The sequence below is a fragment of the Bradyrhizobium sp. CCGUVB1N3 genome, from assembly GCF_024199925.1.
GTDB lineage: Bacteria > Pseudomonadota > Alphaproteobacteria > Rhizobiales > Xanthobacteraceae > Bradyrhizobium.
Window position 1 is genome coordinate 1,769,873 of record NZ_JANADR010000001.1, and the last position, 24,842, is coordinate 1,794,714.

The window sequence follows — 24,842 nt, forward strand, 5'->3', positions numbered from 1 at the left end:
AAACAAGAACGGCGCCCGAGGGCGCCGTTCTAATTTCCTTGGCAGGTCTCAGTGAGCGGTCAGGCCGCCGGCGGCTTCGTCGCCGTCCGGCTTCACCGTCACCTTGGTGTCTTCTTCCCAGACGATCGGCACCGGCTTCTTCACCAGCGCGCGGGCGACGACGTCGTCGAGCCGCGAGACCGGGACGATATCCATGCCGCCCTTGATCGCATCGGAAATCTCCGTGAGATCCTTGGCGTTGTCCTCGGGGATCAGCACCGTCTTGATGCCGCCACGGGCGGCAGCCAGGAGCTTCTCCTTCAGACCGCCGATCGGCAGCACGCGGCCGCGCAGCGTGATCTCGCCGGTCATCGCGACATCGTGGCGGACCGGAATGCCGGTCATGACCGAGATGATCGCGGTGGCCATCGCCACGCCTGCGGACGGGCCGTCCTTCGGGGTAGCGCCCTCCGGCACGTGCACGTGGATGTCGCGCCGGTCGAACTGCGGCGGCTCGATGCCGTAGTTGATCGCCCGCGAGCGGACATAGGACGCTGCCGCCGAGATCGATTCCTTCATCACGTCGCGCAGATTGCCGGTGACCGTCATCTTGCCCTTGCCGGGCATCATGACGCCTTCGATCGTCAGCAGCTCGCCGCCGACGTCGGTCCAGGCAAGCCCGGTGACGATGCCGACCTGAGGCTCGCTCTCGATCTCGCCGAAGCGATACTTCGGCACGCCGAGGAACTCTTCCAGAGTCTTCTCGGTGACCTTGACCGACTTCTTCTTGGAGATCATCAGCTCCTTCACCGCCTTGCGGGCGAGTGTCGACAGCTCACGCTCAAGATTACGCACACCCGCTTCGCGGGTATAGCGGCGGATCATCAGCAACAAAGCGTCGTCGTCGATCGACCATTCCTTGGAATCGAGGCCATGCTTGCCGATCGCGTTCGGGATCAGGTGCTTGCGCGCGATCTCGACCTTCTCGTTCTCGGTGTAGCCCGCGATCCGGATGATCTCCATGCGGTCCATCAGCGGCCCCGGAATATTGAGCGTATTCGCGGTCGTGATGAACATCACGTTGGAGAGATCGTAGTCGACTTCGAGGTAGTGGTCGTTGAAGGTCGAGTTCTGCTCGGGGTCCAGGACCTCGAGCAGCGCCGAGGACGGATCGCCGCGGAAATCGGCGCCCATCTTGTCGATCTCGTCCAGGAGGAACAGCGGATTGGACGACTTCGCCTTGCGCATCGACTGGATGATCTTGCCGGGCATCGAGCCGATATAGGTGCGGCGATGACCGCGGATCTCGGCCTCGTCGCGCACGCCGCCGAGCGAGACGCGCACGAATTCGCGCCCCGTCGCCTTGGCGATCGACTTGCCGAGCGAGGTCTTGCCGACGCCGGGAGGCCCGACCAGGCACAGGATCGGCCCGGTCAGCTTGTTGGCGCGCGACTGCACCGCAAGATACTCGACGATGCGGTCCTTGACCTTCTCGAGCCCGTAGTGATCGGCATCCAGAACCGCCTGCGCGGCTTCCAGATCCTTCTTGACCTTGGACTTCTTGTTCCACGGAATCGACAAGAGCCAATCCAGGTAGTTGCGCACGACAGTCGCTTCCGCGGACATCGGCGACATCTGGCGCAGCTTCTTCAGCTCGTGCTGCGCCTTCTCGCGCGCTTCCTTCGACAGCTTGGTCTTCGAGATCTTCTCTTCGAGATCAGCGAGCTCATCGCGACCATCGTCGTCGCCGAGCTCCTTCTGAATCGCCTTCATCTGCTCGTTGAGATAGTACTCGCGCTGCGTCTTCTCCATCTGGCGCTTGACGCGCGAGCGGATGCGCTTCTCGACCTGCAGCACCGAGATCTCGCTCTCCATCAGCCCCAGCACCTTCTCCAGGCGCGAGGTGACGGACAGCGTCTCCAGGATTCCTTGCCGATCCGCGATCTTGACGGCGAGATGCGAGGCAACGGTGTCGGCGAGCTTGGCGAAATCGGTGATCGCCTGCACGACACCGACGACCTCCGCCGAGATCTTCTTGTTAAGCTTCACATAGCTCTCGAAGTCGGACACGACCGAGCGCGCCAGCGCTTCGGCCTCGACCGACTTCGCATCGGTGTCGGCGAGCGCGACCGCGGTCGCTTCGTAATAGTCGGCGCGATCGGTATACTTCTCCACGCGCGCGCGCTCGAGCCCTTCGACCAGCACTTTCACGGTGCCGTCGGGAAGCTTCAGGAGCTGCAACACGCTGGCGAGCGTGCCTGTCTCGTAAATCGCATCGGGCGCCGGATCATCATCGGACGCGTTCTTCTGCGTCGCGAGCATGATCAGCGCGTCGTTCTTCATCACTTCTTCGAGCGCGCGGATCGACTTCTCGCGGCCAACGAAGAGCGGCACAATCATGTGCGGGAAGACGACGATGTCGCGCAAGGGAAGCACGGGATAAGCGTGCGTTTCGCCGTGATTGATGGTTGGCCGGGGTTTGGGACTAGTCATGGCCTTTTCCTTTTGCTTTGCCCCCTTGCACGCAGCCCGCTGTACCTAGCGCAACCGCCACAAGGTGCCGAGGTAATCCGCAAAGCCAGTAGGCCCTTAAGCTTGGACCGGCCTTGCCGGATCGAAATGAGGCGAATCTTGAAGAGATTTTCCTGCTCGCCGTCGACATTAGGTGGCTATCGACCCGGGGGGTGTCAAGTCATTGAAAAATGCGCGCCATTCGGCGCTTACGCACGCAGGACGAGCGACGCAACACCGGCTGCGGATACACATTCCGCAGCCGTCAATTCGAGAGGTTCGAAGGCTCAGACCAGTGCCGTTCAGGCGCTGGCATTCTCGACCGCACGATCGGAGCGATCGGCGTAGATGTAGAGCGGACGCGCTGTGCCTTCCACGACCTCGCGGGAGATCACGACCTCTTCCACACCTTCCAGGCCCGGCAGATCGAACATGGTCTCGAGCAGGATCGCCTCGAGGATCGAGCGCAGTCCGCGCGCGCCGGTCTTGCGTTCGATCGCCTTGCGGGCGACCGCGCCAAGCGCCTCGTCGGCGAAGGTCAGCTCGATGTTCTCCATCTCGAACAGGCGCTGATACTGCTTGACCAGCGCATTCTTCGGGTCGGTCAGGATCTTCTTCAGCGAGGTCTCGTCGAGATCCTCGAGCGTCGCAACGACCGGCAGACGGCCGACGAACTCAGGGATGAGGCCGTACTTCAGCAGATCCTCGGGCTCGACGTGGCGGAAGATCTCGCCGGTGCGGCGGTCTTCCGGTGCCATCACCGAGGCACCGAAGCCGATCGAGGTCGAACGGCCGCGCGCCGAGATGATCTTCTCGAGGCCCGAGAAGGCGCCGCCGCAGATGAACAGGATGTTGGTCGTGTCCACCTGCAGGAACTCCTGCTGCGGATGCTTGCGGCCGCCCTGCGGCGGGACCGAAGCCACCGTGCCTTCCATGATCTTCAGCAGGGCCTGCTGCACGCCCTCGCCCGACACGTCGCGGGTGATCGACGGGTTGTCGGACTTGCGGCTGATCTTGTCGATCTCGTCGATGTAGACGATGCCGCGCTGCGCGCGCTCGACGTTGTAGTCGGCGGCCTGGAGCAGCTTCAGGATGATGTTCTCGACGTCCTCGCCGACATAGCCGGCTTCGGTCAGCGTCGTCGCGTCGGCCATGGTGAAGGGCACGTCCAGGATGCGGGCGAGCGTCTGCGCGAGCAGCGTCTTGCCCGAGCCGGTCGGACCGATCAGCAGGATGTTCGACTTCGCGAGCTCGACGTCGTTGTGCTTGGTCTGGTGGTTGAGGCGCTTGTAGTGATTGTGCACCGCGACCGAGAGAACCTTCTTCGCATGGCTCTGGCCGATCACGTAGTCGTCCAGCACCTTGCAGATTTCCTTCGGCGTCGGAATTCCGTCGCGCGACTTCACCAGCGAGGACTTGTTCTCCTCACGGATGATGTCCATGCAGAGCTCGACACACTCGTCGCAGATGAAGACCGTGGGACCCGCGATCAGTTTGCGGACTTCGTGCTGGCTCTTGCCGCAGAACGAGCAATATAGCGTGTTCTTGGAGTCGCTCGTGCCGACCTTACTCATTCATATCTCCGTCCGCGGTTCGATCCCGTCCGCTCGATCGCTCCATTCCGGCACGACAGCCGGATAGAGTTCAAATAGAGCAAATTCCGTACCAAAAAAGACCCTACGCGTTACATCCCGTGCGAATCACGGTCACTCGATTCTCCCGCGATCTTAGCCGATCAATCGTAGCCAACCATGCTGTCACCCGACTATCAAGAATTCGCTAATCGGGGGGGCGCCGGCTACCCGTGACAATACCGTGATTTCACGTCTTGGCACGGAAGAACTGATCGAAATCACCCGGGCGTTGCTGGATTACCACGAAAGAACCAGCACGAAAGCGGAACTTTCCGCCTGTCGCGAGGCGCAAGGCTGCTTTTTGCGCCGCACGACGCGCCATTAACGTGAAGGCCGCCCTGACGATCCCAGGTAATCCCAGGGATCGCCGTTACCATATCGGTAGTGCTACGGGGCTTTCGACGCTGCCGGCTCCTCGGCGCGCTTGTCGATCACCTTGTCGACAAGGCCAAATTCCTTGGCGTCGTTTGCCGTGAGGAACTTGTCGCGCTCCAGCGCATCCTCGATCGACTTGTAGGTCTGACCGGTGTGCTTGACGTAGATCTCGTTGAGCCGCTTCTTCAGGTTCAGGATTTCCTGGGCGTGCAGCATGATGTCGGTGGCCTGGCCCTGGAAGCCGCCGGAAGGCTGGTGCACCATGATGCGCGCGTTCGGCAGCGAGAAGCGCATGTCCTTCTCGCCGGCGGCGAGCAGCAGCGAGCCCATCGAGGCCGCCTGTCCCGTGCAGAGCGTGGAGACCGGCGGGCGGATGAACTGCATGGTGTCGTAGATCGCAAGGCCCGACGTCACCACGCCGCCCGGCGAGTTGATGTACATCGAGATTTCCTTCTTCGGATTCTCGGCTTCGAGGAACAGAAGCTGTGCGACGACCAGCGTCGACATGCCGTCCTCAACCGGTCCGGTCACGAAGATGATGCGCTCTTTCAACAGGCGCGAGAAGATGTCGTAGGCGCGCTCGCCACGGTTGGTCTGCTCGACCACCATGGGCACGAGGTTCATGTAGGTTTCAACCGGATCGCGCATGAGTCACCTAGGTTTTTAGAGGCGGACATCCTCGCGGCAAGACAGTCTTGGCTGGAATTGCCGAGCGCGGATGGACGTCCCGTGATGCAGGACTTGGTAGGCCGTTACGACAGATATAGCCCAATTGGCTCCAGACAAGGCCGGAGCGAATTAAGGCTTAATCGGACAAAACAGTTGAATCTGATTCGCGGAAACAGGCCCAGCCGGCCACCTGGCTAGCGCGCCCGCTTCCGCTGATCATCCTTAACAGAACGCTTTCTTTCGAAGCCTTACGCAGCGGTCTTGTCCGCCTCGTCATCCTTGTAGAGCTCCTCGCGCGAGACCTTCTTCTCGGTCACGTTGGCGAGCTCGAGGATGAAGTCGACGACCTTGTCCTCATAGATCGGTGCGCGAAGCTGGGCCAGCGCGTTGGCATTGTTGCGGTAATAGTCCCATACTTCCTTCTCGCGGCCCGGCACCTGGCGCGCGCGCTCGATCACTGCGCGACCCACCTCATCATCGGTCACGGTGATCTTGTTCTTCTCGCCGATCTCCGACAGCACGAGACCGAGGCGCACGCGGCGGTCGGCGATCTTGCGATACTCTTCGTTGGCCTTCTCCTCAGTGGTGTCCTCATCGGCGAAGGTCTTGCCGGCGGAGTCCATCTCGGCCTTGACCGAATTCCACATCAGATTGAACTCCTCGTCGACGAGCGAGGGCGGCGCATCGAAGCGATGGGCCTCGTCGAGACGATCGAGCAGCGCGCGCTTGACGCGCTGGCGCGTCGCGGTGGCGAACTCGGCGACGAGCCGCTCGCGCGCGGCTTCCTTCAGTTTGTCCAGTGATTCAAGGCCGAGCGACTTGGCGAACTCGTCGTCGATCTTGGTGTCCTGCGCCGCCTCGATCAGCGTTGCGGTGGTCTCGAACTCGGCGTCTTTGCCGGCGAGCTTCTCGCTCATATAGTTCTTCGGGAACGACGCCTTCACCGTACGGGTCTCGCCCGCACCGATGCCGATGAGCTGATCCTCGAAGCCGGGAATGAAGGTGTTGGAGCCGATCTGGACTTGGATGCCCTCGCCGGTACCGCCCTCGAAGGCTTCGCCGTTGATGGTGCCCTTGAAGCTGACGGTGACGCGATCGCCGGAGGCCGCCTTGGCGCCCTCGCCCTTGTCGCTGTAGCTGCGGTTGTTGTCGGCGATACGCTTGATGGCTTCGTCGACCTCGACGTCGGTCACGTCGGCGACCGGCTTCTCGACCTGGAAGCTCTTGAAGTCGGCGAGCTGGATCGGCGGCACCACTTCGATCGCGACCGTATAGGTCAGGTCGGACTTGCCCGAGAGCAATTCCTCGACCTCTTTCTGCTCGGTCGGCATGGTGATCTTCGGCTCGGTCGCAAGGCGGAAGCCGCGCTCCTGGAAGATCTGCGTGTTGGTGTCGCGAATGGTCTGGTCGATGGTCTCGGCCATCACCGAACGGCCATAGACCTTCTTCAGGTGAGCAACCGGCACCTTGCCGGGACGGAAGCCGTTGAGGCGCACCTTGTCCTTGAGGTCGACGAGCTTGGCGTCGGCCTTGGCATCGAGATCAGACGCGGCAACGCTGATCTTGAACTCGTGCTTCAATCCTTCCGAGAGGGTCTCTGTGACCTGCATGGCGTCCAATCTTCTTCTCGCTTCGTCACGGCGCTTGCCGCCGCGACATTTGTCATCAATCGATCCGGCGCGCGGGCAAAACGCCTTTGCGCCGGTGGTTCATCGGACCTACCTCCACGGGACAAAACGTCCATGAGGAACGAGGTCCTTCAGTAATCCGTGCAAACGCTGAAAGCGCTTGGTGCGGGCGGAGGGACTCGAACCCCCACAACTTTCGTCACTGGAACCTAAATCCAGCGCGTCTACCAGTTCCGCCACGCCCGCGTGAAGTTGCATCAAGACCGGCCGCGATGCCGCGGGCGGCCGGGCTTATAGCATGTGCCCGCCTGTCCGCAGCAAAAAAATGGCCGTGTGGACGCCCTCTTCAGATAGGCGCGGCGGCTGGACTTATCCAGCGCGGCGTGGTCCGCATCGCCCTTATGACGAAGCGATTTTTTGTCCCGACCCGACGAGAGGTTTTGGCCGGCCTGGCGGCCTCGGCGGCGGGCCTGGCCGGGGGCGGGGCGGCGCCGTCGGCAGCCGCGCGGCTCGCCCTCCAGGCGCGGCCTGCGACCCTGGCTCTGAGGCCGGGACAGCCGGCTACACCAATCTGGGAGCTGGCGGCGCCACGTGCTGCGGGTGGTGTCCGTCTCAAGCGCGGCGACCGCTGCGAAGTGACTTTGCGGAACGACCTGCCCGTGCCAGTCACACCGGTCTGGTACGGCCTCGATGGCGCGGCGGCTGCCGAGCCGCTGCTGGGCGGCGCAGCCGTGGCCCCGGGAACGACAACAACATCAATCATTTCAATGCCTCACGCCGGGACCCTGCTGGCTGACCTCAGCCTGCTTGAGGAGGGCCTGAAGCAGCCCACGCGGCCGCTCCCGATCATCATCGAGGAAACCGACCGCGTCGCCGTGGATCGTGATGAGGTGCTGTTGATTGAGGAATGGCGCCTGCGGCCGGATGGGGCTGCAATCGTCGCAGGCACCGACCCCAGAGAGACAACAATCCTCTATACCCTCAACGGGCGGACTTCATTCGAGCTCTCAGCCTCCGGCAATCAGCGGCTGCGGCTGCGCTTTATCAACGGCTCCCAACGTACTGTCCTGGCGATCAAATTGGAAAACCACGACGTCCGCGTGATGGCCATGGACGGACAGCCTGCCGAGCCCTTCCCGGCTCGCAACGGTGCTCTGGTGCTCGCCCCCGGCGCGCGCGTAGACGCATTTGTGGATACGGCCACATCGGCCTCATTCCTGCTGCATGACGGCAAGGAAGCGCGCCAGATCGGGACCCTCGCGATCACCGGCAGGTTCGAGCGAGGCGCGCCGTTGCTGCCGCCACCGCCGCTCCCCTCGAATGACCTTCCCGTCCAGCTCGATCTGAAGGGCGCCCTCCGGTTCGATGTCGCGCTCGGCGCCCCTGACGCCGGTTGGACCCGCCCTGCAAGCTTCTCCGCCTCCTCCGCCCCCGCCTTTCGGGCCAAGGCCGGTCGCACCGTCGTGCTGGCCTTGAAGAACTCCGGGCCAGTCACCACCGCCTTCCACCTGCATGGCCATCATTTCCGCCTGCTCGACCGACTCGACGACGGCTGGAAACCGTACTGGCTCGACACGCTCGCGATCGAGCCGGGCCAAACCCAGCGCATCGCGTTCGCGGCGAACTACCCTGGACGCTGGCTGGTCGAGTCTGTCGCGACCGACTGGGCCGCGCCACGGCTCGTCCGCTGGTACGCGGTGGAGTGAATGCCCTACCGGCGTCTCCAGACGTAGCGAGCGTCCGGCTCCTTCTCCTCGTTCCCCGTCCCGTCGGTCTCCTCGACCAGCTCGAATCCGCGGGACTCGTAGAAGCGTCGTGCCCGAACGTTGCGCTGGAAGGTCCAGAGCTGCAGGTGGTCGAAGGCGTTCTTGGCGACGTCAAGGAGTTCGGTGCCGACACCGCGATCTTGCGCGTTGGGCAGCACATAGAGTTGTTCGATCCAGCCGTCGCGGAAAGCGATGATCCCGCCCAACGCGTCGCCGTCAAAGCGTCCCCACAGGCGGCACGTAACGAAGAGCCGCTCGCGATAGAACCAGCGGTCCTCCTCGGGCGTGTGCAGCCCGACCAGCCACGGCAGCGCATGGTCGAAGGCGATGCGGTGGACCCGCGCGGCCGCGTCCATGTCGGCCAGCGCGAGCTGCTTGAGCACTAGTACTCCACTCCCAGCGCATCATAGATCCGCCGGTGCACCGCCGGCAGCGTCTCGGTCAGGTCCTCCGCGATCAGCCCCGGCCCCGCTTCGCTCGCCGCCTCACCATGGATCCAGACGCCGATACTCGCAGCCTCGAAGGCCGGCACGCCCTGCGCCAGGAGGCCCGCGATGATGCCGGCAAGCACGTCGCCGGCGCCTGCAGTGGCGAGCCAGGGCGGCGCGTTGGCGGCGATGGTGGCGCGGCCATCGGGCGCGGCGATGGTGGTGTCCGGCCCCTTCAGAAGCACGACTGCGCCGCAGCGCTCGGCGGCGGCACGGACGCGCTCGAGCTTTGAGCGGCCCGGATGCTTGTTGCTGAGGTCGGAGAACAGGCGTGGAAACTCGCCCTCATGCGGCGTCAGCACGACCCCTGTGTCGTGCGACGACTTGATCGATTCAAAGAGCCGTTCGGGATTGGCTGCAAAGCTCGTCAGCGCATCCGCATCGAGCACGAGGTGGCGCTGGGCTGTGAGCGCGGTGTGGACGAAGTCGCAGGTGCGCGTCCCTGTGCCCGTGCCCGGACCGATGATGCAGGTATTGTAGCGCTTGTCGACGAGGAGCTCGCCGAACTCGATCGCGGTATCGACCGGGCGGACCATCACCGCCGTCAAGGCGCCCGCGTTGATCGCGAGCGCATCGCGCGGCGATGCCAGGGTTACGAGCCCTGCGCCGGCACGCAATGCGCCGCGCGCGGCGAGACGCGCGGCGCCGGTTGCCGCGGCATCACCGGAAACCGCGAGCACGTGGCCGCGCGCGTATTTGTGGCCGTCGATCCGCGGCACCGGAAAATTCGCGCCCCAAAAGTCCGGATCGTTATCGAATAGCTGCGGCTTGATCTCCTCGAGCACCTCGCTGCCGATGCCGATGTCGGCGACGCGCACGCGGCCGCAATGGATCCGGCCGGGCAACAGAAGATGCGCGGGCTTCTTACGGAAGAAGGTGACGGTCTCGGTGGCATTCACCGCAACGCCCATCACGCTTGCGCTGGCGCCGTTGATGCCGCTCGGCAGATCGACGGCCAGCACCGGCGCGCCATTGGCGTTGATCGCCTCGATCATCTCACGCGCCTCGCCCTCGAGCGGACGGCTGAGGCCGGCGCCGAACAGCGCATCGATGATCAGCGCGGGCCTGCCGATCGCCTGCGGATTGAACGGCAAGAGCGGATGCTTCCAGCCGCGCGCGGCGGAGGCCGCATCGCCCTGGAGCTGGTCGCGCTCGCACATCAGGATGACGGAGACCTCGCGCCCCAGGGCGGCCAGCTCGGCGGCTGCGACAAAACCGTCGCCACCGTTGTTGCCGGGACCGGCCACGACCAGAATCGGCCCCTCTTCCGCCAGCGCGCTCGCCGCTTCAGCGACCGCCTGGCCGGCGCTCAGCATCAGCTTGAAACCGGGTGTGCCGGCCGCGATGGTGAGCTGGTCGGCCCGCTGCATTTCAGCGTTGGTCAGAACTTCCATGCCACTTCCCTGGTACAAACGCCTTTTCAACAGGCAGTTTCCGTGCCGATCCCGGGCTAAAACCCACAATCTGCACATAGATTGAACTGTTTGCCTATTTCGTAGTCTTCGCTATTTTGGACTGGTTGGTCCCACCTATCCGAGATGCTCGTTAAAGGGCTGATAACGCACCAAAAATCAGGGCATTTGCAACTTGGCATAGACCCTGCTTTCGAGGAAGCCGCTTCGGTTCGTCGTGCTCACTGGCATTCATCAGGGTGTGACCGGCCGCCGCCCGGGCTGGTCAGGCAGCTTGGGACAGCGAGGACTACTCCGCGCGAAGAGAAAGCGCATCCTGACGAAGACGTTGCTATTTGATCGAAAGGCCGGGAGGCGCGCAGTGAAGAAAATCGAAGCCATCATCAAGCCGTTCAAGCTCGACGAGGTGAAAGAGGCGCTCCAGGAAGTCGGACTGCAGGGCATTACCGTCACCGAGGCCAAGGGCTTCGGACGCCAGAAGGGCCATGCCGAACTTTACCGCGGGGCAGAATACATCGTGGACTTCCTGCCCAAGGTGAAAATCGAAATCGTGATCGGCGACGACTTGGTCGAGCGCGCGATCGACGCGATCCGCCGCGCGGCACAGACCGGACGCATCGGCGACGGCAAGATCTTCGTCTCAAACATCGAAGAAGCCATCCGCATCCGGACCGGCGAATCCGGGCTGGACGCTATCTGAGCCGGGTGCTATCCCGCATTTTGCGACACTCTAGCTAGAAAGAAGGCTGCTTCGGCGGCCTGATTTCGCTTGTACACGCGCGCGAACTCGCCACAGGGCGAGAATAACCTTGCTCATCTGGAAACCGACCCGCAGAGCCAAAAGGGGTATGCATGAAGACCGCCAAAGACGTTCTGAAAGCGATCAAGGATAACGACGTCAAGTACGTCGACCTCCGTTTCACCGATCCGCGCGGCAAGTGGCAGCACGTGACCTTCGACGTCAGCATGATCGAAGAGGACACCTTCGCCGAGGGCCAGATGTTCGACGGCTCCTCGATCGCCGGCTGGAAGGCGATCAACGAGTCCGACATGTGCCTGATGCCGGATCCGGTCACCGCGACGATCGATCCGTTCTTCGCCGAAACCACCATGGTCATCATCTGCGACGTGCTCGAGCCGACCACCGGCGAGCCCTATAATCGCGACCCACGCGGCATGGCCAAGAAGGCCGAGGCGATGGTCAAGTCGATGGGCATCGGCGACACCGTCTATGTCGGTCCCGAGGCCGAGTTCTTCGTGTTCGACGACGTGCGCTATTCGGCAACCCCCTACAACACCGGCTTCAGGCTCGACTCCTCGGAGTTCCCGACCAACTCCGACACGGAATATGAGGGCGGCAACCTCGGCCACCGCATCCGCACCAAGGCGGGCTACTTCCCGGTACCGCCGCAGGATTCCGTGCAGGACATGCGCTCGGAAATGCTGGGCGCCATGGCCAAGATGGGCGTGAAGGTCGAAAAGCATCACCATGAGGTCGCATCTGCCCAGCACGAGCTCGGCATGAAGTTCGACACGCTCACGCTGATGGCCGACCACCTGCAGATCTACAAATACTGCATCCATCAGGTCGCGCATATCTACGGCAAGACCGCCACTTTCATGCCGAAGCCGGTGTTCGGCGACAACGGCTCGGGCATGCACGTGCACCAGTCGATCTGGAAGGACGGCAAGCCGGTGTTCGCGGGCAACAAGTACGCCGACCTGTCGGAGACCTGCCTCCACTACATTGGCGGCATCATCAAGCACGCCAAGGCAATCAACGCCTTCACCAACCCGACGACCAACTCCTACAAGCGTCTGGTCCCGGGCTATGAGGCGCCGGTGCTGCTCGCCTACTCCGCGCGTAACCGCTCGGCTTCCTGCCGCATCCCCTACACCGCTTCGCCGAAGGCCAAGCGCGTCGAGGTGCGCTTCCCCGATCCGCTCGCCAACCCCTATCTCGGCTTCGCCGCGATGCTGATGGCGGGACTCGACGGTGTGAAGAACAAGCTCGATCCGGGCCCCGCAATGGACAAGGATCTCTATGATCTTCCGAAGGAAGAGCTGAAGCAGATCCCGACGGTGTGCGGCTCGCTCCGCGAGGCGCTGGAAAACCTCGACAAGGACCGCGCCTTCCTCAAGGCCGGCGGCGTGTTCGACGACGACTTCATCGACAGCTACATCGAGCTGAAGATGACCGAAGTCGAGCGCTTCGAAATGACCCCGCACCCGGTCGAGTTCGAGATGTATTATTCGGGCTAAGCGGCCCCGGACAACGACAAACGAAAGGCGCTCCGCAAGGGGCGCCTTTTTGTTTGCATCGTCGGTAGGATGGGTTTTGCTGCGCTCGCAGCGACGGCGCGGCTGCTACGCCGTCGCCCGCTGCCGCGCCACGAGCGCCTCGCCGAAAGCCTGAAAGATCTTCCGGTTGATCGGGTTGCGCTGCGGGTCGTATTCGGCGTGCCATTGCACGCCGAGCGCAAAGGTCGGCGCCTCCGCAATGCGGATCGCCTCGATGGTGCCGTCCTCGGCGACGCCTTCGATCAGCACGCGCTTGCCCGGCTCGAGGATGCCCTGGCCGTGCAGCGAATTGACCTTGATCTTCTCGCAACCGAGAATTTTTGCGAAGGTCCCGCCGGGCGTGAGATCGACCTCGTGGCGGTCGGCGAACACCACGGTCGGATCAGGGTGGATCTCGCCAGTCTCCAGCCGCGGCATGCGGTGGTTCATGCGGCCGGGCAGCTCACGGATCTCGGGGTGCAGCGAGCCACCGAAGGCGACGTTCATCTCCTGGAGGCCGCGGCAGATGCCGAACAGCGGGATACCGCGGGCGACGCAGGCGACCGACAGCGCCAGCGCGACCTCGTCGCGGTGGATGTCGTAAGGCTCGTGCTTCTGGCAGGGGTCGACGTTGAAGCGTGTCGGATGGACGTTGGCGCGGGCGCCGGTGAGCACGATGCCATCAACGCAATCGAGCAGCGCACCGATATCGGTGATGTCGGGCGAACCCGCAAACATCAGCGGCAGGCCGCCGCAGACCTCGGCCACGGCGCGCAAGTTTCGCTCCCCGACCATCTGAACCTGAAATCGATTTTCGACGCGATGGGAATTCCCAATCACGCCGACGACCGGCTTTTTCATTTCCCGTTCCGACCTCCCCGCCGAAGAAGATTCTCCAAACATGCCCGTCGGATGGAACAATTTCAACCGAAGGGATCGCGGGACGGCAATGCTATTTTCGCCTGAATGCCCCACCGGACGCGCAATGGAGGCCCGAACCGCCCGTGCCCGCGGGGTCCGGGGCTCGAGGGGGCGTTCGTGAAGCCCAACCGAGGTCGCAGGACGCGTCAAACCGGCACGCGGGTCCCGGCTTGATCCGTGGCGGGATTTCGCGAAAGAGTGCCGTGCACACCTGCCGCAAAAAACGCCTGCCGCGCAAAGGACATCATGTGACGATTCCAGCAGATGGACGATCCCGGACCCGCGACGACCTGGCCTGGGCGATCGCGGTCGGCGGCATCGGTATCGTGCTGTTTGCAGCGCTCCTGGTCTTCACCTGGTATTTCGCCGCGACACTGCTGCTGATCTTCACAGGCATGCTGCTCGGCGTCGGCCTCAACGCCCTGACCAACGCGCTCGGGCGCCATGTCGGCCTGCCGCATCCATTCCGGCTTGCGATCGTCTGCATCGTGCTCGCCGCGATGCTCGCGGGCATCGCCTATCTCGGCGGCGCGACCATCGCCGAGCAGGCCTCCGCGCTCAGCAACACCATCAAGTCGCAACTCGTCACCGTGAAAGCCTTCCTCGAGAGCCACGGTATCGACACCAGCTTCTTCGACATCGGCAACGCCTCCTCAGCGAACGCGACGCCGTCCGGCTCGGAAACCGCGCCAAGCGCGTCTCCCCCGCACGCCGGACTTCCCGGCGCAGGGGCGCTGGCCTCCAGCGGCGGGGCCATCGTGAGCCAGACCCTCAAGCTGCTGCTCGGCACGATCAGCGCCGTCGGCAACTTCTTCATCGTGCTGTTCCTAGGATTTGCCTTCGCGGCGCAGCCCGGCGTCTATCACGACGGGCTCCTGTTCATCGCACCGGCAAGGCATCGCTCGCGTGCCACGGTCATCATCGATGGCATCAGCGAGACGCTGGAGCGCTGGCTGATCGCGCAGATCATCGTCATGCTCGCGGTCGGCGTGGTGACCTGGATCGGGCTTGCAATCATCGGCATCCCCGGCTCGTTCATCCTGGGTATCCAGGCCGGTCTCCTCGCCTTCATCCCGACGGTCGGCGCCATCATCGCAGGCGTGATCGTGGTGCTGGCAAGCATCGCGTCAGGCTGGGTCGCGGCTCTCTCCGCCTTAATCCTGTTTCTCGGCGTCCACGCGATGGAGAGCTACGTGCTGACGCCGATCCTGCAGCGGCAGGCGCTCGACATTCCGCCCGCCACGCTGTTCGCATTCCAGATCCTGCTCGGCGTCGTCTTCGGCATCTGGGGCCTGGCGCTGGCGCTCCCGCTGGTTGCCATCGCCAAGGTTTTGCTGGATCATTTCAAGAGCTACGAGGCGCCGGCCGCGGCGGCGTGAGACAGCTCAGGCCGTCGTCACCACCGTATTGGTGTGCTCGACCTCGGGCGGTGCGGCAAAGTACTGACCGACGAGGCCGCGCCATTCGGTGAAATTCTCCGAGCCGCGGAAGTCCACCGTGTGGTTCTCCAGCGTCTCCCACTTCACCATCAACCGGTAGCGCTGCGGCTTCTCGATCGATTTGTGCAGCTCGAAACCGTGAAAGCCCTTGGAGCGGCCGAACGCGGCCTTGGCCTTGGCCACCGCCGCCTCGAAATCCTTCTCGGTGCCCGGCTTGACGTCGATTTGCGCGATCTCGGTGATCATCGTTTCCACCCTTCTTGTCTGACAGGCGTGTCTAGCGCAGACGGCCGAAAAGAAAAAGGCGCCGAAGCGGCGCCTTGGGAGCAGCCGAACCACCCTGCTCTCTCAGCTGAACAACAAGACCATGCCGGCCACCGTCAGTGCGCACGCGACAAACAGTGTGAGCGGCCAGTGGTCGCGTTTCTGTATGTAGCGGCCTTGGGCACGGCGCTCGGTGATCAGCGCCGTCTCATATTCGTCCGATGTCGAGAAGATGCAGCCGAAACCGCCGCGCGCGCTTGCCGCGGCCGCTTCGAGCGACACCATGGTGGCTTGCGAGGTCTGCTGGCGGATCGACTCCATGGCCACGATGGTAGGGGTCGATGGTAAACAGCGCCTTACCGCAAGCCCTCTTCTTGCAACCTACGCCGTCACGGGCCGTGGCACCGGGAGCCGCGCTGCGGTCTGGCGGCGCCAGTTCTCCAGCGACAGCGGCAGCTCTTCCGCGGCTTCGACGCGATTGCGGCCGCCGCGCTTGGCCTGGTAGAGCGCGGTGTCGGCGGCAGCCAGCAGCACCTCGAGCTCGGTACCGGCCGGGCCGCCGGCAACGCCGATGCTGACGGTGGTGTCGACCGGGCCCTCGTCGACGACGATGCCCGAGGTCTCGAACGCCTCGCGTACGCGTTCGGCGACCAGCACGCCCTCTTCCAGCGAGCACGGCAACAGCGCCGCGAACTCCTCGCCGCCGATCCGACCCGACAGGTCGGAGATACGCAGATTGGTGGTCACGACGGTCGAGAACAGCTTGAGCATCTCGTCGCCCGCGGGGTGGCCGAAGCGGTCGTTGATCGACTTGAAGTGGTCGATGTCGAAGATCATGACGGTGACCGGCCGCCCCGCCTTGGCTTCGCGCTCGATGACGCGCGAGCAGGCTTCGGCAAAGCCGCGCCGGTTGAACATGCCGGTCAGCGGATCCATCGACGCGGCCGTCTTGTGCGCGGTCACCGTGCGCTCGGACACCAGCATGAAGATCACGAACACGGTGCCGACGGCGTAGAGGATGAGCTCGACCGCGAACACCGTGACCCAGTTGCTGGTGGAGAAATGCGGGTCGTTCGGCCGCAGGAAGCCGCCGATCAGGATCGGCAGCATCAGCACGCAGCCGTGCATGATCGGCACGGCGTAGACCGGCCAGCTCCGTTGCAGGCTCTTGCGCCGTTCGGACCAGAGCTCGCCCGCGGTCAGTGCCGCGTAGACCGAGACGATGCCGGCGCCGACCATCATGCGCAGCGTCGCGGCGGCCGGATCGAGCAACGTCACCGCGGCAGCCCAGCCGAGCGCTCCGATAAGAAGTCCGGGCCAGTTCGGCCTGCGGCCGTGGAAGACGCGCGCGGCATTCCAGACCATGCCGCAGGCGACGAAGCCGACGGCGTTCAGCGCGAGATAGAGCTGCGCGCCGAGCTTGTCGCCGGCGGCCGTCCACAGCGCGACGGAAGCCGCGCCGAGCAGATAGGCGGTGCCCCACCATTTCAGCGCGGGACTTTTCTCTTGCCTGCCGAAGAACACCATCATGGCGCCGAGCAGTGCGGCTACCATCGTGGCAACCAGGTATAGCGTGATGCTATCGAGCGACATCATGTCAGCCCCCTTTGAAACCAAGCCATTACGCGATCAGCCCGATCGCGTGCCCTTCCAATTGCCACGCTAGGTCCCGCCGGGTTCCATTCAGGTTTTCATGCAGACGCAACTTTTCGGGAAAACACCGGCTCAATTTGCATACAAACGAACAACAAAAAGGGCGCCGAATTCGGCGCCCTTTTGCATTTCATTGAAGCCGCTTTCGCGACGAATTTTACCGAAGCGATTAGCGCTTGGAGAACTGGAAGGACCGGCGGGCCTTCGCCTTGCCGTACTTCTTGCGCTCGACGACGCGGGAGTCGCGGGTCAGGAAGCCGCCCTTCTTGAGCACGGTGCGCAGCTCCGGCTCGAAATAGGTGAGCGCCCTGGAGATGCCGTGACGGACCGCCCCGGCCTGGCCGGACAGACCGCCGCCGGCGACGGTGCAGATCACGTCGTACTGGCCGGAACGCTGGGCCACGGAGAACGGCTGCTCGATCATCATGCGCAGCACGGGACGGGCGAAATAGACCTCGACCTCGCGCGAATTCACCGTGACCTTGCCGGCGCCCGGCTTGATCCAGACGCGGGCGACCGCGTCCTTGCGCTTGCCGGTGGCGTAGGCGCGATTGAGCTTGTCGACCTTCTTCTCGTGCTTGGGCGCATCGGGCGCCGCCGTCTTGAGCTGCGAGAGCTGGTCGAGCGACTGGATGGATTCGGCCATGTTATGCGGCCCTCGTGTTCTTGCGGTTCAACTTGGCGATGTCGATCTTTTCCGGGCTCTGGGCCTCGTGCGGATGATCGGCCCCGCCATAGACGCGGAGGTTGCCCATCTGGACGCGACCGAGCGGACCGCGGGGGATCATGCGCTCGACGGCCTTCTCGAGCACGCGCTCGGGATGCTTGCCCTCGAGGATCTGGCGCGCGGTGCGCTCCTTGACGTGGCCGACGTAGCCGGTGTGCTTGTAGTAGGTCTTCTGCTCGCGCTTGCGACCGGTCAGGACCGCGTGCTGGGCGTTGATGATGATGACGTTGTCGCCGCAATCAACGTGCGGGGTATAGGTCGGAAGGTGCTTGCCGCGCAGCCGCATGGCGACGATGGTGGCGAGACGGCCGACGACCAGACCCTTGGCGTCGATCAGCACCCACTTCTTCGTCACCTCGGCGGGCTTTGCCGAAAAGGTTTTCATATCTGGATTTCCGTGGACGGGGAGATGACGGCGCGAACGACGCGCCGGACTGCGCGGTTTCTAGAGAAGGGATGCGCGCCGGTCAATGCCCGACAGGAGAAATTAGGCAAGTAAAATCAGTGGCTTAAAAATATGGTGCTATATTACCTCAGAAAAGTTCAAACATTTGGAATGGAATAGGTCGATGTGACATGCGCAATCGGGTCCGCCGACGTGCCCGAGAGCAGGTTCACCTCTCCGACCGCCAAACGCTTGCCGAGCTTTAGAAGCCGGGCCTCCGCCAGCACGTCCTGCCCCGGCTGGCCCTTGCGCAGGAAGTTGATGTTGAGGTTGGTCGTGACCGCGAGCCCGATCGGCCCGATCGCAGACAGCAGCACCACGTACATGGCGAAATCGGCCAGCGCCATCAGCGTCGGCCCCGACACGGTTCCCCCCGGCCGCAGCATCCTTTCGCTGTAGCGCTGGCGCAGCAGCGCGGACTGTCCGTCGGCGCTTTCGATGGTGATGTCGTCGCCGCTGAAGGCCTGGGGAAACTCCTCACGGAGAAACTGCTCGACCTCAGCCACGCTCATTTTCGCTAACGCCATGCCACCCCTCACCCTCGCTTCACGTTGCCTGTTACATTAAGTTATCTGCGTCATCCAACTGCAATATCCCAAGCGGAATCTTCAATGTCCGTCCAGCCCGCCCGCACCCCCTCCCCGGAACCGCCGATCCTGCTGCGGGAGATCGTCGGCAGCGTCGCCGTGCTGACGCTGAACCGCCCTGCTGCGCGCAACAGCCTGTCGGAGGCGATGATCGGCCAGCTGCATGCGAGTTTCAACGCGATTGCCGAGGACAAGCGCATCCGCGCCGCCGTCGTCGCCGCCAACGGCCCGGCCTTTTCCGCCGGCCACGACATCAAGGAATTGACCGCGCGCCGCAGCGATCCCGATCGCGGCCGCGCCTATTTCGCCGAGATCATGAATGCCTGCAGCGCGATGATGCAGGCGATCGTGCGCCTGCCCAAGCCGGTGGTCGCTGCCGTCCAGGGGATTGCGACGGCGGCCGGCTGCCAGCTCGTCGCAAGCTGCGATCTCGCCATCGCCTCGGACGCCGCAAGCTTCGCCACGCCCGGCGTCGACATCGGCCTGTTCTGCTCGACGCCGATGGTGGCGCTGTCGCGCAACGTGCCGCGCAAGCAGGCAATGGAAATGCTGCTCACGGGCGAGCCGATCCTTGCCGCGCGCGCCCGCGAGATCGGCCTCGTCAACCGTGTGGTCGCAGCCGGCACTGAGCGCGATGCCGCGATTGCGCTGGCGGAACAGGTCGCGCTGAAATCCGCCTACACCATCAAGCTTGGCAAGGAGGCGTTCTATCGCCAGGCCGAGATGAGCCTTGCGGATGCCTATCGCTACGCGGCGGAGGTGATGACCGAGAACATGATGGCGCGCGACGCCGAAGAAGGCATCGGCGCGTTCATCGAAAAGCGCGAACCGAAATGGGAAGATAAGTGAACCGCCGACTCCTCATCCTGAGGAGCCGCGGAACGCGGCGCCTCGAAGGATGAAGGCCCCGCCGCTGGCCTCATGGTTCGAGACGCGCGTTCCGCGCTCCTCACCATGAGGGGCTAGAGAAAAGAGCAAAATGAATCACGACGCCTATCCCGACAATTACATCCGCGGCATCCTCAACAGTGTGAAGTCGATCGCGATGGTCGGCGCCTCGCCGGTCAATGTGCGGCCGAGCTACTTTGCGTTCAAATATCTGGCGCAGCGCGGCTACGACATGATCCCGGTCAATCCCGGCCATGTCGGCAAGGAGCTCCTTGGAAAGCCTTTCGTCGCCTCGCTCGCGGACATCGGCCGTCCCGTCGACATGATCGACATCTTCCGCAACTCCAGCCACATCATGCCCGTGGTGGAGGAAGCCCTGGCGCTCGATCCGCTGCCGAAGGTGATCTGGATGCAGCTTGGCGCACGCGACGATGCGGCCGCGGAGAAGGCCGAGGCCGCCGGTATCAAGGTCGTGATGAACCGCTGCCCCAAGATCGAATATGGCCGGCTGTCTTCGGAAATCTCCTGGATGGGCGTCAATTCGCGCACGCTCAGCTCCAAGCGTCCGCCCGCGCCGACGCAAGGCATGCAATTGTCGCTCAATCGCATGAGCGTCGGCGGCGGCAATACCGCAGCGGCCGATCGCGCGGCCAAGAACAAGACCGAGCAGAGCTGACGCATCTGCGAAAGATTCGTTTCGCGAACGCGACAAAGCGAAGCAAGGCCATTCCGAATAAGGCGAGGTGCGCGCGAGTGCCTTGACGACGGCCACCGCCGCGATCAGCATGCCGCGCGTTTTTCAGCCTACCCAAGAACAGGACGCCACGAATGAGCGATCGCCTTCCGGGATTTTCGACCCTTGCCGTGCATGCCGGTGCACAGCCCGATCCGACGACCGGTGCACGCGCAACGCCGATTTATCAGACGACCTCTTTCGTCTTCAACGACGCGGACCACGCCGCCTCGCTGTTCGGCCTCCAGTCATTCGGCAACATCTATACCCGCATCGGCAATCCCACGAATGCCGTGCTGGAAGAGCGCGTCGCAGCGCTCGAAGGCGGCACCGCCGCGCTCGCGGTCGCCTCGGGCCATGCCGCGCAGGTCGTGGTGATGCAGCAATTGCTCCAACCCGGCGACGAGTTCATCGCCGCGCGAAAGCTCTATGGCGGCTCGATCAACCAGTTCACCCACTCGTTCAAGAGCTTTGGCTGGAACGTGGTGTGGGCCGATCCCGATGACATCGCAAGCTTCGAGCGCGCGGTGACGCCGCGCACCAAGGCGATCTTCGTCGAGTCCATCGCCAATCCCGGCGGCAGCATCACCGACATCGAGGCGATCTCCACGGTGGCCCGCAAGGCCGGCGTGCCGCTGATCGTCGACAACACGCTGGCGACGCCCTATCTGATCAAGCCGATCGACCACGGCGCCGACATCGTCGTGCACTCGCTGACGAAGTTTCTGGGCGGCCACGGCAACTCGATCGGCGGCGTCATCGTCGATGCCGGCACCTTCGACTGGTCGAAGGACGGCAAATATCCGATGCTCTCGGAGCCGCGCCCCGAATATCACGGCATCAAGCTGCACGAGACGTTCGGCAATTTCGCCTTCGCGATCGCCTGCCGCGTGCTGGGCCTGCGCGACCTCGGACCAGCGCTGTCGCCGTTCAACGCCTTCCTCATCCTCACCGGCATCGAGACGCTGCCGCTGCGCATGCAGAAGCACTGCGACAATGCCAAGGCGATCGCCGAATTCCTGTCCGCCCATTCCGCCGTGGCGTCGGTAAGCTATGCGGGTCTGGCGAACGACAAGTACAACCAGCTCGCGCGCAAGTACGCGCCGAAGGGCGCAGGCGCGGTGTTCACCTTCAGCCTGAGGGGCGGCTATGATGCGGGTGTCAGCCTGGTGTCGAAGCTGACGCTGTTCTCGCATCTGGCTAATGTCGGCGACACCCGCTCGCTGGTGATCCACCCGGCTTCCACTACGCACAGCCAGCTCGACGACGCCGCCAAGGTAAGGTCCGGCGCCGGTCCCGACGTGGTGCGCCTGTCGATCGGCATCGAGGACAAGGAAGACCTGATCGCGGACCTCGAGCAGGCCTTGGGCGGGTAATTTGCTTGTCATTCCGGGGCGCCTCGAAGAGGCGAACCCGGAATCTCGCGCCGCAACTTCTGGATTCCGGGTTCGTCGCTTCGCGACGCCCCCGAATGACGGGGCTCTCGTTAACGCTCTCTGTGGTCCCGGCTGACATACTGAGTTGCCCAGGTTGATTCGGAGCCGACCATGCTGCGCTGGATAATGTCCCCTCTGGCCGTGATGCTGATGGTCACGAGCGCACTCGCGGCCGATCAGGTCGTCGTGCACAAGAAGCGACACGTCGAGCAATTGCCGCCGGGCCTGCCGCGTCCGCATTACAAATACCGCACCACGATCGCCCCGGCGGAACCACCGAAGGTCTGGGTCGAGACCGATCCGGACGCGCTGATCTCGCCGGCCTATGGCGTCGGCAGCTACATCCGCAACCTGCCGGGCACCCCGCTGCTGCCGGGCGCATATACGCTGCCGGGTTATTACGGCCGCCCATGGGACTACGATTATCAGGGGGCGTATTACGGCGGTCCGCAGGTCGACTATTTCTGGCGCCTGCCCTACGCCTGCGGCGTCTACGGCTATTGCTGATCAGCCGGCCTGGCCCACGGGAACGACGCGCGAGTAGGTTTCAGTGGACTTTCGCGCGGCAAGCCGCTCGGCCTGCATCACGGCCAGCGTCAGCACGAGGATCGCGACCGCCTGATGCGCGAGCGCGAGCCCCATCGGCACCTGGTTGAGCAGCGTCAGGATGCCGAGCACGGCCTGCAAGCTCACCGCCGCAAACAGCCACACGGCGCCGCTCGCAGCAGAACCTGCACGCGAGCGCACGGCGTCGAACGCATGCAGCGCCGCAAGCACGAACAGCGCATAGGCCGTCATGCGGTGCTCGAACTGCACGGTCAGCACGTTGTCGAACAGGTTGCGCCACCACGGCGTCTCGAACCACAGCCGCTCCGCCGACGGGATGAACGCGCCGTCGATCTCGGGCCAGGTGTTGTAGGCGCGCCCGGCCCGCAGGCCCGCCACCAGCGCACCGAGATAAAGCTGCACGAAGGTCACGACGACGAGCACCACGCTCGTCAGCTTCAGTCGCACTGAGGCAACGATCTCCTGCCGCGCACCGAGCCGCCGCAGGGTCCAGACGATGCCGGCAAAGATCAGCAGCGCAAGAACCAGATGCGTCGCCAGCCGATACTGCGACACTTCGACCCGTTCGGAGAGGCCAGAGGCCACCATCCACCAGCCGACCGCGCCTTGCAGTGCGCCAAGGCCGAACAGCAGCCACAGCCGCCGTTTCAATTCGCTCGACAGACCCCCGCGCCACAGGAAGAACAGGAACGGCAACAGATAGGCGACGCCGATGAAGCGCCCGAGCAGCCGGTGGCTCCATTCCCACCAGAAGATGGTCTTGAAGTCCGACAGGCTCATGCCGGCATTGAGCTCGCGATATTGCGGGATCTTCTTGTAGGCCTCGAAGGCCTCGGTCCACTGCGTCTCGGTGAGCGGCGGCACGCTGCCCGTCACTGGCTTCCATTCGACGATCGAAAGCCCGGACTCCGTCAGCCGCGTCGCGCCGCCGACCAGCACCATCAGCGCGATCAGCGCGGCCACGGCGACGAGCCACCAGCGCACGGCGCGATGCGGGTCCGATGGAGCTGATATCGTGGTCATTTTGGCCGGAAAACCAATGCTTGAACCAGGCTGCGCGCCCCTTATAGTCCCCCGCTCCCGCAGCGCAAGTTACGCGAAAAGCCGCAAGCTCCCGCCCATGAAGATCCGTACCCGCAAGTTCCTCGGTACCATCGCGCTCCTGGTGCTGGCGGCGACGTGGGCGCTGCTCGGCATGGTCCTGGCGCAGCTGCCGTGGATCGCGGAATCCGGCTGGCGCCAGGCGATCTATTACGTCGTGGTCGGCATGGGCTGGGTGCTGCCGGCAATGCCGGTCGTGAGCTGGATGCAGCGGCCCGACCCGGCCTGACCTACGCAAACGCGCTTGCGCGTTTGTCGGCAGCAAACTCGGGTGTCTTAACTCAACTCACCGCGCTGCCCGTCGGCTTCACTGGCGGAAACGTCGCGCCCGAGACGAGCACGCGCAGCATCCGCAGCGAGCGGCGGCGGCCATCCCAGGAAATCCGTGGCAACGCGCGCAGATTGGTCCGCCCCTCGACGTCCACGATTCCCGGAATCGTCGACACCGCGCTGGCAAAGCCCGCCTCCTCCGCCATCACCACGTGGCTGCGCCGGAACGAGATGCGATCGCCGAACGGATAGGCAAAGTGTCCGATCTCGCGGTGGAACGCGGACTCCGCCACAGCCTTGCCCATCGCCATCTCGCGCGCCGCGGCCGTATCCTTCATGGTGGCGAGCGCGGCATGATTCACCGTCGCGCTGCCGATCGTCACCAGCGGGTCGGCCGCAAGTTTCGAAAGATCCGACCAATCCATCGACGCCTCGCGCGAGACGGCGGCGAGATCGACGCGATAGCGCTTGCAGAGATCGTTGATCGCAGCCGACAGCTCCGCCGGCGGCAAGGTTCTGAGCCAGTCTTCGAGCAGCGTGAACAGCGCCTGCTTCTCCGCGCGCTCGGTGACGACGAAGCGCTGCTCCTTCTCGCCCATCATCAGGCTGATGCGGCTCTCGCTCGCGATCACCTGCTCGAGTGCGAGCCACCAGGCGTCGCCGACGCCGTCGGGAAAGGCGGTCGGCACGTAGACCGTGAAGGGTACGCCATGGCGCGACAGCACCGGATAGGCGAATGTGACGAGATCCTTGTACGCACCATCGAAGGTCAGCGCCACGAAGCGCCGCTGCGCGGGCAGCGTCACCGCACGCCGGCAGACCTCATCCATGCCGACGATGTCGAACTTCCACCGCTTCAGGGCGCGAAGCATGCGGTCGAGGAATTTTGGCGTGATCTCGCCCGCAAGCAGCGGCTGGAACGGCACGCGCCCGCGCGGCCTGACGCGCTGAAAGCGCAGGATCGCACCGGCGCCGCCTGCCCTCCGTTCGCGCAGCCGGTGCTGGCCGGTGAACCAGGCCAGTTCCAGCCGCAGCCGTTCCATCCATCGGTCGTCGGAAGCCAAGATCC

General features: G+C 64.0%; 24 protein-coding genes and 1 tRNA gene. 9 read left to right on the plus strand and 16 right to left on the minus strand.

Features of this window, described 5'->3' with window-relative positions; all coding sequences use genetic code 11:
* Positions 1–48 precede the first annotated feature (48 nt).
* From lon to NLM33_RS08360, 5 genes are all read right to left on the minus strand, one after another.
* Positions 49–2,472, minus strand: a complete 2,424-nt coding sequence (gene lon / locus NLM33_RS08340; RefSeq protein ID WP_254095609.1) for an endopeptidase La — start codon at positions 2,470–2,472, stop codon at positions 49–51.
* 320 nt (positions 2,473–2,792) lie between these two features.
* Positions 2,793–4,064 (minus strand): ATP-dependent Clp protease ATP-binding subunit ClpX, encoded by a 1,272-nt coding sequence (gene clpX / locus NLM33_RS08345; protein ID WP_254095610.1) that lies wholly within the window; start codon positions 4,062–4,064, stop codon positions 2,793–2,795.
* A gap of 447 nt (positions 4,065–4,511) precedes the next feature.
* Positions 4,512–5,147, minus strand: coding sequence for an ATP-dependent Clp protease proteolytic subunit (locus NLM33_RS08350; RefSeq protein ID WP_254095611.1), 636 nt, complete (start codon positions 5,145–5,147; stop codon positions 4,512–4,514).
* A gap of 269 nt (positions 5,148–5,416) precedes the next feature.
* Positions 5,417–6,778 carry a trigger factor gene (gene tig / locus NLM33_RS08355; RefSeq protein WP_254095612.1) on the minus strand — a complete coding sequence of 454 codons (1,362 nt, stop codon included), beginning with the start codon at positions 6,776–6,778 and terminating at the stop codon, positions 5,417–5,419.
* A 179-nt stretch (positions 6,779–6,957) separates the two neighbouring features.
* Positions 6,958–7,042: transfer RNA gene (locus NLM33_RS08360), tRNA-Leu, on the minus strand.
* Between the two features lie 155 nt (positions 7,043–7,197).
* Here NLM33_RS08360 and NLM33_RS08365 point away from each other — a divergent pair.
* Positions 7,198–8,502, plus strand: a complete 1,305-nt coding sequence (locus tag NLM33_RS08365) for a multicopper oxidase family protein (protein ID WP_254095613.1) — start codon at positions 7,198–7,200, stop codon at positions 8,500–8,502.
* A gap of 5 nt (positions 8,503–8,507) precedes the next feature.
* Here the strand turns inward: NLM33_RS08365 and NLM33_RS08370 are convergent, their stop codons facing one another.
* Entirely contained in the window at positions 8,508–8,945 is a 438-nt protein-coding gene (locus tag NLM33_RS08370; protein WP_254095614.1) for an N-acetyltransferase, read from the minus strand.
* Positions 8,945–10,444, minus strand: coding sequence for an NAD(P)H-hydrate dehydratase (locus tag NLM33_RS08375; RefSeq protein ID WP_254095615.1), 1,500 nt, complete (start codon positions 10,442–10,444; stop codon positions 8,945–8,947). Before NLM33_RS08375 ends, NLM33_RS08370 begins: the two co-directional genes overlap by 1 nt.
* 379 nt (positions 10,445–10,823) lie before the next feature.
* On the opposite strand from NLM33_RS08375, the gene NLM33_RS08380 reads away from it, so the two are divergent.
* Together NLM33_RS08380 and glnA are read left to right on the plus strand one after the other, a co-directional pair.
* A complete protein-coding gene (locus NLM33_RS08380; protein WP_007603495.1) occupies positions 10,824–11,162 on the plus strand; it encodes a P-II family nitrogen regulator in 339 nt (112 codons plus the stop codon).
* A gap of 152 nt (positions 11,163–11,314) precedes the next feature.
* Positions 11,315–12,724 (plus strand): type I glutamate--ammonia ligase, encoded by a 1,410-nt coding sequence (glnA, locus tag NLM33_RS08385; RefSeq protein WP_254095616.1) that lies wholly within the window; start codon positions 11,315–11,317, stop codon positions 12,722–12,724.
* 105 nt (positions 12,725–12,829) lie between these two features.
* Here glnA and NLM33_RS08390 read toward each other — a convergent pair whose 3' ends face one another.
* Positions 12,830–13,603 (minus strand): gamma-glutamyl-gamma-aminobutyrate hydrolase family protein, encoded by a 774-nt coding sequence (locus NLM33_RS08390; RefSeq protein ID WP_254095617.1) that lies wholly within the window; start codon positions 13,601–13,603, stop codon positions 12,830–12,832.
* 308 nt (positions 13,604–13,911) lie between these two features.
* On the opposite strand from NLM33_RS08390, the gene NLM33_RS08395 reads away from it, so the two are divergent.
* Positions 13,912–15,042, plus strand: coding sequence for an AI-2E family transporter (locus NLM33_RS08395; protein WP_254095618.1), 1,131 nt, complete (start codon positions 13,912–13,914; stop codon positions 15,040–15,042).
* Positions 15,043–15,048: 6 nt separating this feature from the next.
* On the opposite strand, the gene NLM33_RS08400 is transcribed toward NLM33_RS08395, so the two are convergent.
* From NLM33_RS08400 to NLM33_RS08425, 6 genes are all read right to left on the minus strand, one after another.
* The gene (locus NLM33_RS08400; protein ID WP_254095619.1) at positions 15,049–15,348 is read right to left on the minus strand and encodes an antibiotic biosynthesis monooxygenase; all 300 of its coding nucleotides are present in this window, start codon (positions 15,346–15,348) and stop codon (positions 15,049–15,051) included.
* Between the two features lie 102 nt (positions 15,349–15,450).
* Positions 15,451–15,687 carry a hypothetical protein gene (locus NLM33_RS08405; protein ID WP_254095620.1) on the minus strand — a complete coding sequence of 79 codons (237 nt, stop codon included), beginning with the start codon at positions 15,685–15,687 and terminating at the stop codon, positions 15,451–15,453.
* A 60-nt stretch (positions 15,688–15,747) separates the two neighbouring features.
* On the minus strand, positions 15,748–16,962 hold the full coding sequence (locus NLM33_RS08410) for a diguanylate cyclase (RefSeq protein ID WP_254095621.1): 1,215 nt from the start codon (positions 16,960–16,962) through the stop codon (positions 15,748–15,750).
* 226 nt (positions 16,963–17,188) lie between these two features.
* Complete coding sequence (gene rpsI / locus NLM33_RS08415) at positions 17,189–17,665, minus strand: 30S ribosomal protein S9 (RefSeq protein WP_254095622.1); 477 nt, start codon at positions 17,663–17,665, stop codon at positions 17,189–17,191.
* A 1-nt stretch (position 17,666) separates the two neighbouring features.
* A complete protein-coding gene (rplM, locus tag NLM33_RS08420) occupies positions 17,667–18,131 on the minus strand; it encodes a 50S ribosomal protein L13 (RefSeq protein WP_254095623.1) in 465 nt (154 codons plus the stop codon).
* A gap of 158 nt (positions 18,132–18,289) precedes the next feature.
* Positions 18,290–18,718 carry a PaaI family thioesterase gene (locus NLM33_RS08425; RefSeq protein WP_254095624.1) on the minus strand — a complete coding sequence of 143 codons (429 nt, stop codon included), beginning with the start codon at positions 18,716–18,718 and terminating at the stop codon, positions 18,290–18,292.
* Positions 18,719–18,802: 84 nt separating this feature from the next.
* Between NLM33_RS08425 and NLM33_RS08430 the strand changes: the two genes are divergently transcribed.
* The 4 genes from NLM33_RS08430 (at position 18,803) to NLM33_RS08445 (ending at position 22,342) form a co-directional block, all read left to right on the plus strand.
* Complete coding sequence (locus tag NLM33_RS08430; RefSeq protein ID WP_254095625.1) at positions 18,803–19,627, plus strand: enoyl-CoA hydratase; 825 nt, start codon at positions 18,803–18,805, stop codon at positions 19,625–19,627.
* Positions 19,628–19,757: 130 nt separating this feature from the next.
* Positions 19,758–20,342: a CoA-binding protein gene (locus tag NLM33_RS08435; protein WP_254095626.1), complete on the plus strand. Its 585-nt coding sequence runs from the start codon at positions 19,758–19,760 to the stop codon at positions 20,340–20,342.
* 152 nt (positions 20,343–20,494) lie between these two features.
* Positions 20,495–21,775, plus strand: a complete 1,281-nt coding sequence (locus tag NLM33_RS08440; RefSeq protein WP_254095627.1) for an O-acetylhomoserine aminocarboxypropyltransferase — start codon at positions 20,495–20,497, stop codon at positions 21,773–21,775.
* A 171-nt stretch (positions 21,776–21,946) separates the two neighbouring features.
* Positions 21,947–22,342 carry a hypothetical protein gene (locus NLM33_RS08445; protein ID WP_254095628.1) on the plus strand — a complete coding sequence of 132 codons (396 nt, stop codon included), beginning with the start codon at positions 21,947–21,949 and terminating at the stop codon, positions 22,340–22,342.
* Here the strand turns inward: NLM33_RS08445 and NLM33_RS08450 are convergent, their stop codons facing one another.
* Positions 22,343–23,425: a COX15/CtaA family protein gene (locus NLM33_RS08450; RefSeq protein WP_254095629.1), complete on the minus strand. Its 1,083-nt coding sequence runs from the start codon at positions 23,423–23,425 to the stop codon at positions 22,343–22,345. It abuts the gene before it with no gap.
* Between the two features lie 97 nt (positions 23,426–23,522).
* Between NLM33_RS08450 and NLM33_RS08455 the strand changes: the two genes are divergently transcribed.
* A complete protein-coding gene (locus NLM33_RS08455) occupies positions 23,523–23,732 on the plus strand; it encodes a DUF2842 domain-containing protein (protein WP_027522860.1) in 210 nt (69 codons plus the stop codon).
* Positions 23,733–23,784: 52 nt separating this feature from the next.
* Here NLM33_RS08455 and NLM33_RS08460 read toward each other — a convergent pair whose 3' ends face one another.
* Entirely contained in the window at positions 23,785–24,837 is a 1,053-nt protein-coding gene (locus tag NLM33_RS08460) for a polysaccharide deacetylase family protein (protein WP_254095630.1), read from the minus strand.
* Between the last annotated feature and the right edge of the window lie 5 nt (positions 24,838–24,842).

What these genes read in the sequence shown, in the direction of transcription:
- lon (WP_254095609.1), bottom strand. Translation starts at nt 2,472, where the DNA reads ATGACTAGTCCCAAACCCCGGCCAACCATCAATCACGGCGAAACGCAC.
- clpX (WP_254095610.1), bottom strand. Translation starts at nt 4,064, where the DNA reads ATGAGTAAGGTCGGCACGAGCGACTCCAAGAACACGCTATATTGCTCG.
- NLM33_RS08350 (WP_254095611.1), bottom strand. Translation starts at nt 5,147, where the DNA reads ATGCGCGATCCGGTTGAAACCTACATGAACCTCGTGCCCATGGTGGTC.
- tig (WP_254095612.1), bottom strand. Translation starts at nt 6,778, where the DNA reads ATGCAGGTCACAGAGACCCTCTCGGAAGGATTGAAGCACGAGTTCAAG.
- NLM33_RS08365 (WP_254095613.1), top strand. Translation starts at nt 7,198, where the DNA reads ATGACGAAGCGATTTTTTGTCCCGACCCGACGAGAGGTTTTGGCCGGC.
- NLM33_RS08375 (WP_254095615.1), bottom strand. Translation starts at nt 10,444, where the DNA reads ATGGAAGTTCTGACCAACGCTGAAATGCAGCGGGCCGACCAGCTCACC.
- glnA (WP_254095616.1), top strand. Translation starts at nt 11,315, where the DNA reads ATGAAGACCGCCAAAGACGTTCTGAAAGCGATCAAGGATAACGACGTC.
- NLM33_RS08390 (WP_254095617.1), bottom strand. Translation starts at nt 13,603, where the DNA reads ATGAAAAAGCCGGTCGTCGGCGTGATTGGGAATTCCCATCGCGTCGAA.
- NLM33_RS08400 (WP_254095619.1), bottom strand. Translation starts at nt 15,348, where the DNA reads ATGATCACCGAGATCGCGCAAATCGACGTCAAGCCGGGCACCGAGAAG.
- NLM33_RS08405 (WP_254095620.1), bottom strand. Translation starts at nt 15,687, where the DNA reads ATGGAGTCGATCCGCCAGCAGACCTCGCAAGCCACCATGGTGTCGCTC.
- NLM33_RS08410 (WP_254095621.1), bottom strand. Translation starts at nt 16,962, where the DNA reads ATGATGTCGCTCGATAGCATCACGCTATACCTGGTTGCCACGATGGTA.
- rpsI (WP_254095622.1), bottom strand. Translation starts at nt 17,665, where the DNA reads ATGGCCGAATCCATCCAGTCGCTCGACCAGCTCTCGCAGCTCAAGACG.
- rplM (WP_254095623.1), bottom strand. Translation starts at nt 18,131, where the DNA reads ATGAAAACCTTTTCGGCAAAGCCCGCCGAGGTGACGAAGAAGTGGGTG.
- NLM33_RS08425 (WP_254095624.1), bottom strand. Translation starts at nt 18,718, where the DNA reads ATGGCGTTAGCGAAAATGAGCGTGGCTGAGGTCGAGCAGTTTCTCCGT.
- NLM33_RS08430 (WP_254095625.1), top strand. Translation starts at nt 18,803, where the DNA reads ATGTCCGTCCAGCCCGCCCGCACCCCCTCCCCGGAACCGCCGATCCTG.
- NLM33_RS08435 (WP_254095626.1), top strand. Translation starts at nt 19,758, where the DNA reads ATGAATCACGACGCCTATCCCGACAATTACATCCGCGGCATCCTCAAC.
- NLM33_RS08440 (WP_254095627.1), top strand. Translation starts at nt 20,495, where the DNA reads ATGAGCGATCGCCTTCCGGGATTTTCGACCCTTGCCGTGCATGCCGGT.
- NLM33_RS08445 (WP_254095628.1), top strand. Translation starts at nt 21,947, where the DNA reads ATGCTGCGCTGGATAATGTCCCCTCTGGCCGTGATGCTGATGGTCACG.
- NLM33_RS08450 (WP_254095629.1), bottom strand. Translation starts at nt 23,425, where the DNA reads ATGACCACGATATCAGCTCCATCGGACCCGCATCGCGCCGTGCGCTGG.
- NLM33_RS08455 (WP_027522860.1), top strand. Translation starts at nt 23,523, where the DNA reads ATGAAGATCCGTACCCGCAAGTTCCTCGGTACCATCGCGCTCCTGGTG.